Here is a 16,949-nt window from a genome sequence, read left to right as displayed (position 1 = left end):
GCCACCATTAGGTAACGGTACACGTACTTCTTCTTCTAATTTTTTACCAATTAAACTTTTAGCCATTGGTGATTCATTAGAAATTTTACCATTGAATGCATCAGATTCAGCTGAACCAACAATTTGGTATTCTTCTTCTTCTTCGCCTGGTAATTCAACAATTGTTACTGTTTTACCAATTTTAACTTCATTGTTATCACCAGTATCTTCGATAATCTGTGCATTACGTAACATATGTTCTACACGTTGAATATCTTGTTCGATAAATCCTTGTTCGTCTTTTGCAGCATCGTACTCTGAGTTCTCAGATAAATCACCGAAAGAACGTGCTACTTTAATTTTTTCAACGACTTCTGGTCGTTTAACTGTTTTTAATTCTTCTAACTCATGTTCTAGCTTCTCAAAACCCTCTTGAGTCATTGGATATTGCTTTTGATTTTCCATTATGTCATCTTCCTTTACATATACATACTATTGTTTACTTACTAAAGTTTGAATCTTTGTCGTCATTATATCGATTGCTACTTTATTACTGCCACCTTCTGGAATAATAATATCTGCATATCTTTTAGTTGGCTCTATAAATTGATTATGCATTGGTCGCACCACATTTAAATACTGATTTATAACAGAATCCATAGTACGGCCTCTTTCTTCAGTATCTCGAAGTAACCGCCTTAAGATACGCAAATCAGCATCAGTATCAACATAAATTTTGACATCCATTAAATCTCTTAATGTTTTGTTTTCAAGCGCAAATATACCTTCCACGATAATAACATCTTTTGGCTTAAATGCAATCGTTTTATCACTTCTCGTATGATTTGAATAATCATACGTTGGAACTTCAATTTGTTTCCCATTTCTCAAATCATTTAAATTCTCGATTAACAAATCATTATCAAATGCAAACGGATGGTCATAATTGGTTTCCAAGCGTTCATCAAAAGTTAAATGCGATTGGTCTTTATAATAATAGTCTTGAGCCAATAGTGCAACACTATGACCTTCTAAATTCTTCATAATTTCATTTGTTACTGATGTTTTCCCCGATCCGGAGCCGCCTGCAATTCCTATAATTGTCGTACTATTCATTATCCAATTTCCTTTCTCATCATGTTGTTGGTATAAATTGGATGATCGACTTTGATTTGCACGATTTGCAATGGGTGGCGTGCAGCATCAAGTTCATTACCTTCTTCATCATAAATTGTATCCACAACTTGTCTAAATGTTTCAATTTCAGGGCCAAAAAATTCGATTTCTTGTCCAGGTTCAAATTTATTACGTTGTTGCACTGTGGCTATATGGGTAGAACTATCATAGTCTAATACTAAACCACAAAAGTCAAATGATGCATTCTTTTTATTTTGTTGCCCAAACATTTGTTCTTCATAACCTGGCGTGCCTTCAATAAACGCTGAGGCCGTATCTCTATTGGCACATTTATCTAATTCGATTAACCATTCTGGCTTGATTTTAAAATATTCTGGATCCTCCGCATAAGCATCGATGACTTTGCGATACACAGAAACAACTGTTGCAATATAATGAATAGATTTCATACGTCCTTCAATTTTTAAAGAATCAACGCCAATATCCATCATTTTTGGTATAGCTTCGATTAGTTTTAAATCTTTAGGACTCATTGCAAATGGCGCAACTTCATCATCGTCATAGAACAAATCTAACTCGCCGTGTTGATCTACTTGTAACAAGTCATAATCCCAACGACAACTTTGACAACAACCACCCCTATTGGAATCACGCGCTGTCATATGATTGCTTAAAGTACATCTTCCTGAATAAGCAATACACATCGCACCATGTATAAAAGATTCGATTTCAATATCTACTTTTTCCTTCATCTCTTTCATTTCCATTGCTCCAGTTTCACGAGCTAATACCACTCGATCTAAGCCTTCTTCTTTCCAAAATTCAACGGCTTTATAATTTGAAAGAGATTGCTGTGTAGATAAATGTATCTCTAATTTAGGTGCCACACGTTTACATGTTTCAATAATAAGAGGGTCAGCAACGATAATGCCTGTTGCACCAGTTAAGGCTAAATCACGCAAATAATCATCTAATCCATTTATATTTTCATCATGCGCAATGATATTGGTAGTAACATAAATTTTAGCACCATAGCGTTGTGCAAATTCAACGCCTTCTTTAATTTCATCCATTGTAAAATTATCTGCATTTGATCTTAAACCGTATTCTTGTCCACCAAGGAACACAGCATCTGCTCCATAGTGTACTGCAATTTTTAATTTTTCTAAATTACCAGCCGGAGCCAGAAGTTCAGGTTTATTCATTTTAGGTTTATTATGTAATTTAACTTCTTCTAAAACTTTCACTGTTAAACCTCCATCAATATACTGTTTGTTTAAATAAAAAGCCTTCGTCAAACGGACGATGTTCTGGTTGTATAGCTTCAATTGGGTCGACAAGCATAAATTTTTCATCTTCATAAACTTCAGGATCTTCGTTATATAAATCAATGGCTTCTCTGTATTGTTCTGTACATACATTAATATAGGTTTCTGATTGTAATACACCATCTATTTTCAATGCATCTATACCTGCTGATAAAAGTGGCTCTAACTCTTCAATTAGACATATATCATTAGGTGACATGATATGTGTACCATTATAATCCTCATACACGGGATATTTATTATCACGTTCTTCATCGTATAATAATAATTCATTTGCATGTTTATTTCTTTCAATTTTCATTTGTCGTTCTTGAAATGTATAATAATTGCCTAATAGCATACGTTTAGATTGGAACATGCAAGTCATTCCATGCACTTGAACTTCAATCTCAACATCAGCGTTTTCCTTAATATTAATAATCTCTTCTAAACTAAGCTCTCTAGCTAATTGAGCACGTTGAGCACCTTTTTCCCCCCAATAATTACATTGAAAGTAATTGGTAACTAGTGCTTCAGCATCCCAATTTAATGGGATTGGATGTGCTTGTTCTTTTACAAACATAACCACTGCTGGGTCACCAAATATAATTCGGTCTACTTTAATTTCATGCAAAAAATTAATATAAGACGCTAATGCGTTCAGATGATAATTATGAAAAATGCCATTAACAGCAGCATAAGCTTTTTTACCTTGACTATGTATTAAATTCACAGCTTTTATCATGTCATCTTTATTAAATTCACCTGCAAGCCTTAAGCCGAATTTTTGTTCGCCAATTACAAAAGCATCAGCACCTTTTCCAATTAATGTTTCAATATGTGCAACAGATTTTGGTGTTACTAATAATTCTGTCATTTTGATTCCCCTTTAATTGAAATTGCCAAACCATCATCCATGTTTAAAAAATTAGTAGTATAATCCGTGAGGTTCATTAGCCATTCATTGTAATCTTGTACTTTCTTTACCATTTGTCGGACATTTCTATTACGAACGACAGAAATATCAGATACAAAACCATGATAAAGTACGTTGTCAGTAACTACGATGCCCCCTACTTTTAATAAAGGCGTATAAAGTTCAAAAAACTTTTTGGATTGTGCCTTCGCTGCATCAATAAATATCATATCATAGCTGCGATCATCCACATTTTCAACTTGCTCCAATGCATCACCTTCAATTAATCTAATTTGGTTATAATATTGAAATAACTCAATATTTTCTTTCGCTTTATCTTGCATTTCTACATTACGTTCAATTGTAGTCACATTAATTTTTTCAGAAATAGAAGCAAATTGCATAGCGCTATAACCAATTGCAGTTCCAATTTCTAAAATATTAATAGGTTTATGTAATCTAATAATTTGTTTTATCATTTCTAAAGTGAGCTTATCAACGATGGGCACTTGATTTTCCTCTGCATAGGTTCTTAATGATTCAATATCTTTATCAGTTTGCTTATGCAAATTTAACAAATATAATTGATTATTATCCATTTTCATAACTTCCTTTGTTGTAAAATGATACTTTCGATTTAAATAATAAAATAAATCAGTCAGAATAAATTGACTGATTGTCTTTAATAAAAGTAATTGGTTACTCGCTTTTTATAAGGGTACACGTTCAAGTATTGATATAGAGATATATCATAAATATACATAACGTACGATTGAAATTAACTTTATATATTTTACCATAAACTAGCACAAAATATAAGTGTAAATTGTGCTTTGAAGCTGTGGTGAGCTTTATGTTGTGTTTAGCAAAACGAAAGTCTCTGTTTAGAATATGAGCTGGACGGGGACTTATGCCAACGATATAAAAAACTGTCAACAAAACTTCACACGTTTGTTGACAGCAAGAAAGGATGATTTCTAATGAAATCATCCTTTAGTTATTTATTAGTCCTATACGAGACTATATGTGGCTTTTATAGTTATTTTATTCGTGGTCGTGATCGTGGTCATGATCGTCCATTTCAGTATTAACTACTTCTTCAATCATATCCCACTCTTCATCTGTTTCAACAGGTAAGAATTTACCACCTTCACCATTTTCGTCTGGTTCGTTGATCATTGGTACTAATTCAATTAAATCTTCATCATCAGATTCAGCGCCTTCTTCAGCAAGAATGACATATTCTTTTTTGAATTCTGGGTGGAAAAATTCTAGGACTTTACGGTATAAAACTTCATTACCTTCTTCATCATATAGTGTTAATAATTCCTCTTCGTTGTTAATTTCTAATTCTGCATCTTTATTCTGTTCTGTCATTATTAAACGCTCCTTTTTATTGAATAGAGTCTAAATAGCCTTGCAATATAAAAACTGCTGCCATTTTGTCTATTACTTTTTTTCGTTTCTGTCTAGAAACATCTGCTTCCAGTAAAGAACGTTCTGCAGCCATGGTACTTAATCGTTCATCCCACATAATTATCTCTACAGATGGCAGTGCTTCTTGAAGTTGCTCCTTGTATTGTAACGAAGCCTCGCCTCGAAATCCAATAGAATTGTTCATATTTTTAGGTAAACCTATAACAACAGAGCCAACATTCTCTTTTTTTATAATTTTTACTAATTGTTCAATACCTAGTTCATTGTTTTCTTCGTCTATACGGAGTGTGTCTAATCCTTGGGCTGTCCAACCCATTAAATCACTTACTGCAATGCCTACAGTCTTACTTCCAACGTCTAAACCTAATATCTTATGCTTTAACATATATTATTTTGAATTCTCTTGTAAATAATTCGAAACAAGTTCTTCCATAATATCGTCACGATCTATGCGGCGTATTTGGTTTCTAGCCTCGTTATTACGAGGTATATAAGCTGGATCACCTGATAGTAAATAACCTACGATTTGATTTACAGGGTTATATCCTCTTTCTTCCAACGTATTATAGACATTTTTCAATACTGTTTTGACATCTTCTTTTGGAATTTCATCGTAATTAAACTTCATTGTTTTATCAAAATTTTCCATTCTTTTAGCACTCCTTCGTATCAAGTAAAAAACTTCTTATTTACATTCTACATTACTATGCACTGAAGTTATAGAGATTTAATGTAATCTTTAATGAAACGTAATGATTCTGTGATGTTTTCAGGTTGAGTGCCTCCACCCTGAGCCATGTCAGGACGGCCACCGCCTTTTCCACCTACTATAGGTGCCATGTTTTTAATAATATCTCCTGCTTTCACTTTAGCAGTTAATTCTTTTGGTACAGTGGCAACTAATGATACTTTTCCATCTACGTTACTTACTAATACGATTACTGTATCTTGTAATTTCGATTTAAAGTCATCCATCGTTTCACGAATTGCTTTGGCATTTGCAACTTCAACTTCTGTCGCTAAAACTTTCAAGCCATTTATATCTTCAACTTGGTCAGTGATATCACCCATTTTTAAGGCTGTAATTTCCTTGTTTTTTTGCTCTAATTGTTTTGTAAGTTCTTTTTCATCAGATTGCATTTGCACTATTTTTTCTAATACTTGCTCATCTGTTTTAACTTTAACTTGAGTCTTAACAGCATTAAATTTCTCTTGTACAGATTCTAAATATAGAAATGCTGATTTACTTGTAAATGCTTCGATACGACGCACGCCTGCACCTGTACCTGATTCACTAACAATTTTAAACAATCCAATTTCAGAAGTATTATTCACATGGATGCCACCACATAACTCAATAGAGTATGGTGCCATATTTACAACTCTTACTACATCACCATATTTTTCACCAAATAGTGCCATAGCACCTATTTGCTTAGCCTCATCAATTGACATTTCTTGGATATTAACATCGATGCTATTCCAAATCTCTTCATTAACACGTTGTTCAACACGATCAATCTCTGCCTGGCTCATAGGTCCGAAATGTGAGAAATCAAACCTTAAACGGTCTGCTTCAACCAATGAACCAGCTTGATTCACATGATCACCTAACACTTCTTTTAAAGCAGCATGTAATAAGTGTGTGGCACTATGGTTTTTCTTGATTGCACGGCGGTCTTCGTGATTCACGCTTGCAGAAACTTCAGCATCTTTTCTAACTGTTCCAAACTGAACTTCACCTGTATGTAAGTTCTGTCCATTTGGTGCTTTCGTTACTTCAGTCACGGCAATTTCAAATTGTTCGTTACTGATTATGCCTTGGTCTGCAACTTGTCCACCACTTACAGCGTAGAATGGTGTTTCACTTAATACAAAATGAATTGTTTCTCCAGCTTCAACTGTATCTACTAATTCTCCGTTATAGATAATATCAGTAATCGTTGTTGCTTTATCCATGATGTCGTAACCCACAAATTTACTTTCAGTAGTTATTTTTTTCAATACTTCACTTTGAATCTGCATAGATTGAGAACTTTGACGTGCTTGTCTTGCTCTATTCCTTTGTTGTTCCATTTCAATTTCAAAAGTCTGCATATCAACAGAAAGGTTTTCTTGTGTTGCGATTTCTTCAGTTAATTCAACTGGGAAACCATAAGTATCATATAATTTAAACGCATCTTTACCATTGATTTCCTGAGTTGAATCTTTAGCTTTTGCAACTAAATTATTTAATATCGCAAGCCCTTCTTCTAAAGTTTCGTGGAAACGTTCTTCCTCTGATTTAATAACACGTTTAATAAAATCTGATTTTTCTTTTACGTTTGGATAATAAGGTTCCATAATATCCGCAACGATATCAACCAACTGATACATAAATGGTTCATTAATTTCTAGAGATTGACTGAATCTTACAGCACGTCGTAACAATCTACGCAATACATAACCTCTGCCTTCATTAGCAGGTAAAGCACCGTCAGCAATGGCAAACGCAATTGTACGTATATGATCGGAAATCACTTTAAAGGCAACATCATACGTATCTTTTTCTAAGTATTTTTTGCCAGAAACTGCTTCAACTTCATGAATAATAGGCATAAATAAGTCAGTTTCATAATTTGTACGTACATTTTGGGCGATAGAAGCCATTCTTTCTAGACCCATGCCAGTATCAATATTTTGGTTTGGTAATGGTGTATAAGTGTGATCTTTATTATGATTAAACTCGCTAAACACTAGATTCCACACTTCTAAAAAGCGTTCATTTTCTCCACCTGGATACATTTCTTCTTCAGGATCATCATGACCAAATTGATCGCCACGATCATAGAATATTTCAGTGTTGGGACCAGAAGGACCTTCACCTATATCCCAGAAATTACCTTCAATTCGGATAATTCTACTTTCTTCTAATCCCATTTCTTCATTCCAGATTCTATATGCTTCCACATCTTCAGGATGAACTGTGACATAAAGTAATTTCGGATCCATTGCCATCCATTTCTCACTTGTTAAAAATTCCCATGCAAATTGGATTGCTTCTTTTTTAAAATAATCGCCAATTGAGAAGTTTCCTAACATTTCAAAGAACGTATGGTGTCGTGCAGTAAAGCCTACGTTTTCAATGTCATTGGTACGAATCGCTTTTTGTGAATTCACGATACGAGGTTTTCTCGGTGTTTCTCTACCATCAAAATATTTTTTCAATGTCGCAACACCAGAGTTAATCCATAGTAAAGAATCATCATCAATAGGCACTAACGGCGCTGAAGGTTCAACCATGTGTCCCTGTTCAACGAAATAATCAATAAAACTTTGTCTAATTTCACTAGCTTTTAAGTTTTTCATCCTTAAAATTCCTCCATCTCAAATCAAGTTATAACAGTTATAAGAAAAAATTGAAAATAAAAAACGCTCATCCTCATAAAAGGGACGAACGTTTCGCGGTACCACCCTGGTTATAAGCATTAGTAAATCTATTTCTATCTAAATTTTAAAGATTTACATATCAGACGATAGTTATTCTTAAAATTTACTAACTCACACTTATCACTTAATTAGTTATTATTTATACTGACATAAAGCAGCGTTCAACTGTATTATCTGTACTTTCCACCAACCAGTACATCTCTTGTTGTCTAACACAGTCTACTCACCTTTATGCTAAGTTAATTATATTGTATTTACTTTCGTTACTAATGTCAATCTTCTACAAAGTCATATGGTGAAATGTCTCCCATGTTGATCATAGGGTTAATTTTAAAGATATTATCTTCAGTCAAAATGATATCTGCATCAATTGTTTTACTAATTGCAATACTATCTTCAGCATCTTCAGTTACTTCGTTATTGAAATAAGTTTTCAGAAATGTACATAATTGTGTCATTCTCACTTGACCGTGTGTTTTCAATCCAATATCAAATGCTTGTGGGTCACCTAAAAATATAAGCGACTGCTTCGCTCGAGTAAGCCCTGTATATAAAATAGGTTTTTGTAACATTCTAAAATATTGCTTGACTATTGGCATGATGACTATAGGAAACTCAGAACCCTGAGACTTATGAATAGATGTGCAATATGCATGTGTTAATTCTAATAAATCTTTTCGAACAAACGTTATTTCATTGCCCTCAAAATCAACGACAAGTATGTCTTTATTTAATGCATTTTCTTTCGCCCAAAATATACCTACGATTACACCGATATCACCATTAAAAATATTATCACTTGGTCGGTTCACAAGTTGTAAAACCTTATCTCCTTTTCTAAAAACAACATCACCAAACTCAATTTCTCGAGTATCTTTGTCTTTAGGGTTCAATATATCTTGCAAGACCGTATTTAGTTTTTTAATACCTGCGGAACCTTTATACATAGGTGCTAATACCTGAATATCACTCATGTCATATCCTTTATTTACTGCACTTGTCACTACTTTTTCAACTACTGTGGGTATTTGTTCAGTCGTACATTTGATAAAGTTACGATCATGGAAACGCTGTGTAATATCAATTGCTTCGCCCAATTTCATTCTATGTGCCAACTCAATAATACTAGAACCGTCTTGTTGGCGGTATACTTCAGTTAAATTGACACGTGGGATAACTTTTGAATCGATTAAATCTTTAAACACTTGTCCAGGACCAACAGATGGTAATTGATCTTCATCACCTACTAATATAACTTGTGCGTCTATAGGTACTGCACTCAAAAATTGATGAAAAAGCCATGTATCAACCATCGACATCTCATCTATAATAATAAGTTTTGCAGATATTTCATTTTCTAAAATATCTTCAGGTTGTGTATCTTGATTCCAACCAATGAGCCGATGTATCGTCATTGCTTCTAATCCTGTAGATTCTGCAAGCCGCTTTGATGCTCTGCCGGTAGGTGCCGCAAGCACAACAGGGTAATCGTCATTTTGGTAATCATCATAGTCTAACGATAAACCATGAATCTCTGCATATAGCTCTACGATACCTTTGATTACTGTCGTTTTACCAGTACCTGGACCACCAGTTAGTAGCATGATTTTAGTATTGATTGCAGTTTGTAGCGCGTCTCTTTGTGAGTCGGCATATGTTACTTCATTACGGTTCTCTATTTCACCAATTTCAAGCAATAATTCTGATTGCTCAATTTCTTTTAATTTATTTGTATGCGTAAAATTGCGATATAAGTTTTGAACACTTTTCAACTCTGAATAATACAAACTTGGTATAGCAACTTCATTTTCTTGTTGGATTAATTTCGTATCATTTACTAAATCTTGCAATACATTTATAAGTTGTTGTGCATCAATCATTTCTGCTGGTGGTTGAGACAACATATCTTGTGTCATTTCCATAACATTATTTGTAGGTAAATATGTATGGCCTTGTTTAATACATTCTTCTTCTAAAACATATAACAAACCAGCTTTCAGACGTTCATCATCATTAAATTGAATTCCCACGTTACGTGCTAAAGCATCTGCTTTATTAAAACCGATTCCTTTTACATCATAAACCAATTGGTATGGTGTATTTTCAACAACTTTAAGTGTCTCACCTAAATAGGCTTGGTATATTGCCATAGCAAGCTTCGGACCAAAACCTAAGTCGTGAAGTCGTATAATGATTTGTTCTGTTTCTTGATTACTAGCGATTTGTTCTGCGATTTGCTTTTGTTTCTTTTTTGGTAGACTCGGTACTTTTTCTAAAACAGCAGGATCATTTAATATATCACTAATGGCATTCTCGCCTAACTTATTTACAATACTTTGTGCAGTTTTTTTACCAATACCTTTAAAAAGATCGCTGGATAAATAACTAATGATTGCTTCTTTTGTTTGCGGCAACTCTTTTTCAAACGTTTCAGCTTTGAGTTGCTTACCATATTTAGAATGTGTTACAACTTGGCCTTTAAACGTATAGACATCACCTTCAGCAATTTCCGGGAAAAACCCTACAATTGTAGGCATTGAATTGAAATCTTCATTTGTTTCAATTGTATCTACCTTTAAAACCGTATAAAAATTTTCTTTATTTTGAAATAAAATAGCATCCACGGTTCCTTTAATCATTGAATTGTTAAATAATGTAGGGTCTTCCATAAGTTATTCCTCCTCTGCTATAGATTTAAAAGTTTTGATTGCGTGTTGACTCATCACATGTTCTGGATTTGCTTCAACTGCACGTTCGAAAATTTGAATTGCTTGTGTTGTATCTTCAGTTTGCATATAAGTAGCTAAGCCTAGATTATATAAAGCATCTGAATGCTTCTCATCTAAAGTTAATACATAGTTCAATTGAGTGATTGCTTGTTCAAACATTTCTAAATGACATAATACAAGACCATATTGAAATTGAACTTCTACGTCTTTACGGTCATCTTTTTCAGCGGCAGTCATTAGGAACGGTAATGCTTCTTTAAATGCCTCTAGTTGATTAAATGACATACCAATCATATAATTGGTATCCACTAAATCTACATTGTATTTTAGAGCTTGCTGATATAGTTTGATTGCTTCACTAAATCGTCCTTCATTATAATATACATTGCCTAAATTATAATAAATCGCACCATTTTCTGGATCGAGCGTTATTGCTTTTTGAAAAAACTTTTCAGCCTTTTCAACTTCACCCGCTTCGGCTATTAAAATACCTGCATTTATATAGTTTTCAACTTCTTTGGGATTTTCTTCAATATTTGCAAATAATGCTGTTAACGCTTCTTCAATATTACCTTGTTTAATTAATTTATATATTTGTTCTTGATCCAATTTAAACCCTCATTTCTGACTATTCATTATAACATTTGCTCATCTTTTTTAAATCATATTTCAGAAAAAGAAATCGTTAGTTACTATAATATATAGCTTACTAACGATTTCTAAGTAAAATGTATTATACGACGTAACTTAACTGACCTGATTCTTTAAAGACATCATCAATTGTAGCGCCACCCAAACATACATCACCATCGTAAAGGACGACAGATTGACCCGGTGTGATTGCTCGAACTGGTTCAGCAAATAAAACGCGAATTGCATTGTCATTTTCTTTTTTTACAAATACTTTAGTATCTTTTTGACGATATCTAAATTTAGCAGAACATTCAAAGCCTTCTTCTAAATCAACTGTATTCACAAATGAAATATCAGAAGCGATTAAATAGTCACTGTATAATGCATCATGATGAAAACCTTGTTCTACATATAATACGTTGTCATCTAGATTTTTACCAACTACAAACCATGGATCTCCATCTCCGCCAATACCAAGGCCATGACGTTGACCAATTGTATAATACATTAAACCTGCATGTGTACCGATTTTATCTCCTGTTAATGTAACCATATCGCCAGATTGAGCTGGTAGATATTGAGATAGAAATTCTTTGAAATTACGTTCTCCTATAAAACAAATACCTGTAGAATCTTTCTTTTTAGCAGTTGCTAAATCTTGTTCTTCAGCAATGCGACGTACTTCTGATTTTTCAATATCCCCTATTGGGAACATAACGCGAGATAATTGATCTTGTGATAATTGATTTAAGAAATAAGTTTGGTCTTTATTATTATCGACACCACGTAACATTTCGACATGACCATCTTCATGACGTCTTACGCGTGCGTAATGACCAGTTGCAACATAATCTGCACCTAGTTTTAATGCATGCTCTAAGAAAGCTTTAAATTTAATTTCTTTATTACACATTACATCTGGATTAGGCGTGCGTCCTTTTTTATATTCATCTAAGAAATAAGTAAATACTTTATCCCAATATTCTTTTTCGAAATTAACTGCGTAATAAGGTATACCGATTTGATTGCAGACGGCAATTACATCATTATAATCTTCTGTAGCCGTACATACCCCATTCTCATCAGTATCATCCCAATTTTTCATGAATATACCTATGACATCGTAACCTTGTTCTTTTAATATGTGTGCCGTTACAGAACTGTCTACGCCACCTGACATACCGACTACCACACGTGTATCTTGATTTGACAACTATATTTCCTCCTTAAATTTATGATAAATTTTGTGTATTTCTGCAGTTATATATTTAATTTCTTGTTCAGTCGTTTGTTCATTAAAACTAAATCTTACAGAGTGTTTTGCACGTTCTTCATTGCCATACATTGCTACTAAAACGTGTGATGGTGTCGTTGTTCCTGCTGTACATGCAGAACCTGACGAGACATATATATTAGATAAATCCAATAAGGTAAGCATCGTTTCTACATCAACGAAAGGCAAATATAAATTAACGATATGCCCTGTTGAATCTGTCATAGAACCATTCAATTCAAATGGAACTGAGCGCTCTTGTAATGTAACGAGAAATTGGTTTTTCAAATTCATTAAATGAACATTATTATCGTTTATATGATTATTCGCTAAAGTTAAAGCTTCAGCTAACCCTACAATTTGTGGGAGATTTTCTGTGCCTGCTCTTCGTTTTGCTTCTTGTTCCCCACCTAATTGTGGAAATTGTAATTTTGTATCATCTTTGACTAATAAAGTCCCCACACCTTTGGGACCTCCAAATTTATGTGCGGTGATACTCATCGCATCAATGTTAAATTCATGAAAATCTATTTCCAAGTGCCCTATCGCTTGAACTGCATCAACGTGAAACAAAGCGTTAGATTCAGCAATGATATCGTCAATATCATACATAGGTTCGACTGTACCTATTTCGTTATTAACAAACATGATTGACACTAAAATTGTTTCGTCCGTGAGTGCTGCTTTTAATTGGTCAAGTTGTATTAAGCCTTCGTGATCCACATCTAAATATGTTACTTCAAAGCCTTCTTTTTCGAGTTGTTCAAAAACATGGAGTACAGAGTGATGTTCAATTTTAGATGTAATGATGTGTTTACCTTTATGTTGACGTTCGTACGCAATACCCTTTATTGCAGTATTATTAGATTCAGTAGCGCCACTCGTGAATATAACTTCACTTGGCTTAGCATTAAATATCTTCGCTACCGTTCTGCGCGATTCATCGAGATATTTTCTTGCGTCTCTTCCGATACTATGAATAGAAGACGGATTACCATAATGAACGCTATAAACATCCATCATCTTATCTATAACTGCTTGTTTGACTGGTGTTGTTGCAGCATAATCTGCATATACTTCCATGTTTGACACTCCTAACAATTTTATCAATGTTCCAATGATAGCACCATCTAATCAAATTTTCTAGTTCTCTGTTTCAAAATGTCCACTTTCATCAATTGTTTTGTAATCATCTAATAATTTCAAAGTATCAACGGTATTTGTCTTACGATATTGATTGAGCGTCAAATTATGAAGTTGCTTATTGGATACTTCCCAATGCGTCGCTGTGAATCGTGATTGTAAGTACTGGTCATGTGTGACAATGAGCACTTGACCACTAAAACTATGAATCATGTCCATAATCAAGTCTTGTGTTGTGATATCAAAATAGTTTGTTGGTTCGTCTAATATCAATAAATTAGGATTTGAGAAAAATAATAATACAAACTGCAACCTACTTTTCTCTCCCATTGACAAATAAGCAACGGGTTCAATAATTTTATCTTGGTCGAAACCAAATGCTGCTAAAATCGTTTGGGCCTGGCTACGTGTCATACCTTCTAAAGCTAACAAAGTATTTAAAGGTGTCTCACGATACGTTAAATTATTATTTTGTTGATCGAAATAACCTATTTTAAGTGAAGGTGTAATATGGATAAAGCCTTGATCAGGTTTTATTTTTTTGTCTAATCAAGTTGATTAATAGTGATTTTCCACTGCCATTAAGTCCAGTAAGTAAAATGTTTTCATTATTCTTAATTTCGAAATTCGATTGATTATAAATACAAAGATCATTTATTGAAATACTGAAATCTTCTAACCTCAATAAATAACGTTTACGCTTTTTTTCATGATGTTCGAAATGAAACTTTCTATTATCTTTTTCGGGTTCTTCGATATTTTTTTCGTTTAATTTTTGATTTAATTGTGATTCTTTTACTTTTGATTTTTGTGCTAATTTACTCAATCGTTTTTGCATAGAGGGATCGCGAACACTCGTTGTTTGCTTAGAAGCAGCATGCCATTCTTTAACTCTTTTAATGGTGTCTTCAAGCTTCTTAACTTCTTTCTGCTGTTTTTCATAAGCATTCACTTGTGTTTGAAACTCTAAATCTATAATTTCTTTATACTGGTTATAATTACCCGTAAATTTCCTTGTCTGTGCTCGATTTATCTCTATGATATGACTAGCAGTTGCATTGATAAAGCCACGGTGATGAGATACATAGATTATTGTACATTTTGATTTATTCATGTGAGTTATCAAATCATTAAGCATAGTTTGATCAAGATGATTAGTTGGTTCATCTAATAAAATCAAATCTTTCTCTGAAATAATCGAACGTAATAATGCGACGCGTGTTTGTTGGCCTCCACTTAAAAGACCCATTTGTTTGTCTAAATCAGTTTCGGTTAAATTAAATAAATTCGCTTGTGTAATAATTTTTTGTTCTACTTCATAACCATTATATGCTATATAATCAGCTATTTTTTCATAATTATAAGTTATTTCTTTTTTTAATTTTAATATTTCTGGAAATAAAGATAAAACAAATTCCATTCCAGTTTCATTATAATAATCTGTCATATCTTGCTTCATAAGATATGCATTATCTCTATACTTTAAGTATAGTTCACTCAGTAAGGTTGTTTTACCAACACCATTATCACCCACGAGCGCTATGTGTTCTCCTATTTCAACACTTATATTCACGTGATTTATCAACGTTTTACCATATTTTTCAAATGGTTTTTGAACATAATAAAAAGACATATCAATTTCCTCACTTCCGAGGATATGACATGCCATAAATATATACTGCAATCATTATATGCGGTTGCTTAATAATAGTTCATATTATTTACGACATGGACATATCCTATAACTTTCTCATTTAAATGTAGTTTTGTTAATTTATTTTCTTGATATTTATCCAATGTCTTCATCGCCTTAATTAAGCCACCTAACGTTTTTAATTTCCATCATTATAACAGTGAGCAGTTTCTTACGCAAGTTTTATAACGACTGTTATACTTCAATATAATAACAATCAATGAGGAGGACAACGATAAACATGTACAATTTAAAATTATCAGCGCTTAATCTTGTACCTATTCGAGAAGGAGAAGATGATCAAGCTGCGATTAAAGATATGGTTAAATTAGCTCAAAATTTGGAGACGTTAGATTATGAACGCTATTGGATTGCAGAACATCACAATGCACCAAATTTAGTAAGTTCTGCTACTGCTTTGTTAATCCAACATACATTAGAGCACACATCTAAAATTCGAGTAGGCTCAGGTGGTATCATGTTACCAAATCATGCACCATTAGTAGTTGCCGAACAGTTTGGTACGATGGAAACAATATTTCCAGAGCGTGTAGATTTAGGTTTAGGACGTGCTCCTGGCACTGATATGATGACTGCTAGTGCCTTACGTAGAGATCAACATAATGGCGTTTATGAATTTCCGGAAGAAGTTGAACAACTTGCCAAATATTTTGGTCCTGGTAATCACCAAGCATATGTGCGAGCTTATCCCGCTGTAGATAAACATGTACCACTTTATATCCTAGGTTCATCTACTGATTCTGCCCATTTAGCAGCACGAAAAGGACTTCCTTATGTTTTTGCTGGTCATTTTGCACCACAACAAATGAAAGATGCAATCGAAATATATAAAGATTTATTTGAACCTTCCAATGAACTTAGCAAACCTTATGTCATCGTTTGTTTAAATGCCATTGTTGCTGATACTGATGAACAAGCTGAATACTTATCAACAACTCAAGCACAAGTTATGGTCAGTATAACAAGAGGCAGAATGCAACCACTTCAACCACCTACTGATGATTTAAAAGGTATCTTAACACCTACTGAATTTGAAATTGCCCAACAACGTATGAGTTCATCACTTATCGGCTCTGAAGAAACTGTAAAAAATAAAATTAAAACATTTATAGATGAACATGGTGATATTGATGAATTAATGGCTATCAGCTATATTTATGATCAAGAAGCCCAACTTGATTCTTACCATAAACTAAAAAACGTGGTAGATACGCTATAAAATTCAAGTAAATAAAATGATAAAATCCCAATC

General features: G+C 33.5%; 16 protein-coding genes. 1 reads left to right on the top strand and 15 read right to left on the bottom strand.

Features of this window, described 5'->3' with window-relative positions; translation table 11 throughout:
- The 15 genes from greA to SOJ_RS07325 all read right to left on the bottom strand — a co-directional run.
- A partial coding sequence (greA, locus tag SOJ_RS07390; protein ID WP_037539507.1) for a transcription elongation factor GreA occupies nucleotides 1-444 on the bottom strand: 444 nt, incomplete at its 3' end.
- Between the two features lie 27 nt (nucleotides 445-471).
- On the bottom strand, nucleotides 472-1,095 hold the full coding sequence (udk, locus tag SOJ_RS07385; RefSeq protein WP_002507444.1) for a uridine kinase: 624 nt from the start codon (nucleotides 1,093-1,095) through the stop codon (nucleotides 472-474).
- Complete coding sequence (locus SOJ_RS07380) at nucleotides 1,095-2,363, bottom strand: peptidase U32 family protein (RefSeq protein ID WP_002507443.1); 1,269 nt, start codon at nucleotides 2,361-2,363, stop codon at nucleotides 1,095-1,097. Before SOJ_RS07380 ends, udk begins: the two co-directional genes overlap by 1 nt.
- A gap of 13 nt (nucleotides 2,364-2,376) precedes the next feature.
- Entirely contained in the window at nucleotides 2,377-3,300 is a 924-nt protein-coding gene (locus tag SOJ_RS07375) for a peptidase U32 family protein (RefSeq protein WP_002507442.1), read from the bottom strand.
- Nucleotides 3,297-3,938, bottom strand: a complete 642-nt coding sequence (locus SOJ_RS07370) for an O-methyltransferase (RefSeq protein WP_002507441.1) — start codon at nucleotides 3,936-3,938, stop codon at nucleotides 3,297-3,299. The genes SOJ_RS07375 and SOJ_RS07370 overlap by 4 nt, the downstream gene beginning before the upstream one ends.
- Before the next feature lie 445 nt (nucleotides 3,939-4,383).
- Nucleotides 4,384-4,716, bottom strand: coding sequence for a DUF1292 domain-containing protein (locus tag SOJ_RS07365; protein WP_002507440.1), 333 nt, complete (start codon nucleotides 4,714-4,716; stop codon nucleotides 4,384-4,386).
- Between the two features lie 16 nt (nucleotides 4,717-4,732).
- The gene (ruvX, locus tag SOJ_RS07360; protein ID WP_002507439.1) at nucleotides 4,733-5,161 is read right to left on the bottom strand and encodes a Holliday junction resolvase RuvX; all 429 of its coding nucleotides are present in this window, start codon (nucleotides 5,159-5,161) and stop codon (nucleotides 4,733-4,735) included.
- A gap of 3 nt (nucleotides 5,162-5,164) precedes the next feature.
- Nucleotides 5,165-5,425: an IreB family regulatory phosphoprotein gene (locus tag SOJ_RS07355; protein ID WP_002507438.1), complete on the bottom strand. Its 261-nt coding sequence runs from the start codon at nucleotides 5,423-5,425 to the stop codon at nucleotides 5,165-5,167.
- 68 nt (nucleotides 5,426-5,493) lie between these two features.
- Complete coding sequence (gene alaS, locus SOJ_RS07350) at nucleotides 5,494-8,124, bottom strand: alanine--tRNA ligase (RefSeq protein ID WP_002507437.1); 2,631 nt, start codon at nucleotides 8,122-8,124, stop codon at nucleotides 5,494-5,496.
- Nucleotides 8,125-8,477: 353 nt separating this feature from the next.
- Nucleotides 8,478-10,874 (bottom strand): SF1B family DNA helicase RecD2, encoded by a 2,397-nt coding sequence (gene recD2, locus SOJ_RS07345; protein WP_002507436.1) that lies wholly within the window; start codon nucleotides 10,872-10,874, stop codon nucleotides 8,478-8,480.
- Nucleotides 10,875-10,877: 3 nt separating this feature from the next.
- Nucleotides 10,878-11,543, bottom strand: coding sequence for a tetratricopeptide repeat protein (locus SOJ_RS07340; RefSeq protein WP_002507435.1), 666 nt, complete (start codon nucleotides 11,541-11,543; stop codon nucleotides 10,878-10,880).
- A gap of 124 nt (nucleotides 11,544-11,667) precedes the next feature.
- The gene (gene mnmA / locus SOJ_RS07335) at nucleotides 11,668-12,780 is read right to left on the bottom strand and encodes a tRNA 2-thiouridine(34) synthase MnmA (protein ID WP_002507434.1); all 1,113 of its coding nucleotides are present in this window, start codon (nucleotides 12,778-12,780) and stop codon (nucleotides 11,668-11,670) included.
- Nucleotides 12,781-13,923, bottom strand: coding sequence for a cysteine desulfurase family protein (locus SOJ_RS07330; RefSeq protein WP_002507433.1), 1,143 nt, complete (start codon nucleotides 13,921-13,923; stop codon nucleotides 12,781-12,783). It lies immediately after the preceding gene.
- A gap of 60 nt (nucleotides 13,924-13,983) precedes the next feature.
- On the bottom strand, nucleotides 13,984-14,475 hold the full coding sequence (locus SOJ_RS14720; protein WP_232246094.1) for an ATP-binding cassette domain-containing protein: 492 nt from the start codon (nucleotides 14,473-14,475) through the stop codon (nucleotides 13,984-13,986).
- Nucleotides 14,476-14,509: 34 nt separating this feature from the next.
- On the bottom strand, nucleotides 14,510-15,616 hold the full coding sequence (locus SOJ_RS07325) for an ATP-binding cassette domain-containing protein (RefSeq protein ID WP_002507431.1): 1,107 nt from the start codon (nucleotides 15,614-15,616) through the stop codon (nucleotides 14,510-14,512).
- A gap of 301 nt (nucleotides 15,617-15,917) precedes the next feature.
- Here SOJ_RS07325 and SOJ_RS07315 point away from each other — a divergent pair, with 301 nt between their 5' ends.
- Nucleotides 15,918-16,916 carry an LLM class flavin-dependent oxidoreductase gene (locus tag SOJ_RS07315; RefSeq protein WP_002507430.1) on the top strand — a complete coding sequence of 333 codons (999 nt, stop codon included), beginning with the start codon at nucleotides 15,918-15,920 and terminating at the stop codon, nucleotides 16,914-16,916.
- The last annotated feature ends 33 nt before the right edge of the window (nucleotides 16,917-16,949 follow it).

This window comes from Staphylococcus sp. OJ82 (assembly GCF_000294465.1).
GTDB classification, from domain to species: domain Bacteria; phylum Bacillota; class Bacilli; order Staphylococcales; family Staphylococcaceae; genus Staphylococcus; species Staphylococcus equorum.
This window is presented reverse-complemented; position numbering and strand designations above follow the sequence as displayed.

Coding starts and splice junctions, on each gene's coding strand:
- SOJ_RS07330 (WP_002507433.1), bottom strand. CDS start 13,923: ATGGAAGTATATGCAGATTATGCTGCAACAACACCAGTCAAACAAGCA.
- SOJ_RS07365 (WP_002507440.1), bottom strand. CDS start 4,716: ATGACAGAACAGAATAAAGATGCAGAATTAGAAATTAACAACGAAGAG.
- SOJ_RS07355 (WP_002507438.1), bottom strand. CDS start 5,425: ATGGAAAATTTTGATAAAACAATGAAGTTTAATTACGATGAAATTCCA.
- udk (WP_002507444.1), bottom strand. CDS start 1,095: ATGAATAGTACGACAATTATAGGAATTGCAGGCGGCTCCGGATCGGGG.
- SOJ_RS07370 (WP_002507441.1), bottom strand. CDS start 3,938: ATGGATAATAATCAATTATATTTGTTAAATTTGCATAAGCAAACTGAT.
- SOJ_RS07375 (WP_002507442.1), bottom strand. CDS start 3,300: ATGACAGAATTATTAGTAACACCAAAATCTGTTGCACATATTGAAACA.
- recD2 (WP_002507436.1), bottom strand. CDS start 10,874: ATGGAAGACCCTACATTATTTAACAATTCAATGATTAAAGGAACCGTG.
- ruvX (WP_002507439.1), bottom strand. CDS start 5,161: ATGTTAAAGCATAAGATATTAGGTTTAGACGTTGGAAGTAAGACTGTA.
- alaS (WP_002507437.1), bottom strand. CDS start 8,124: ATGAAAAACTTAAAAGCTAGTGAAATTAGACAAAGTTTTATTGATTAT.
- SOJ_RS07315 (WP_002507430.1), top strand. CDS start 15,918: ATGTACAATTTAAAATTATCAGCGCTTAATCTTGTACCTATTCGAGAA.
- SOJ_RS07325 (WP_002507431.1), bottom strand. CDS start 15,616: ATGTCTTTTTATTATGTTCAAAAACCATTTGAAAAATATGGTAAAACG.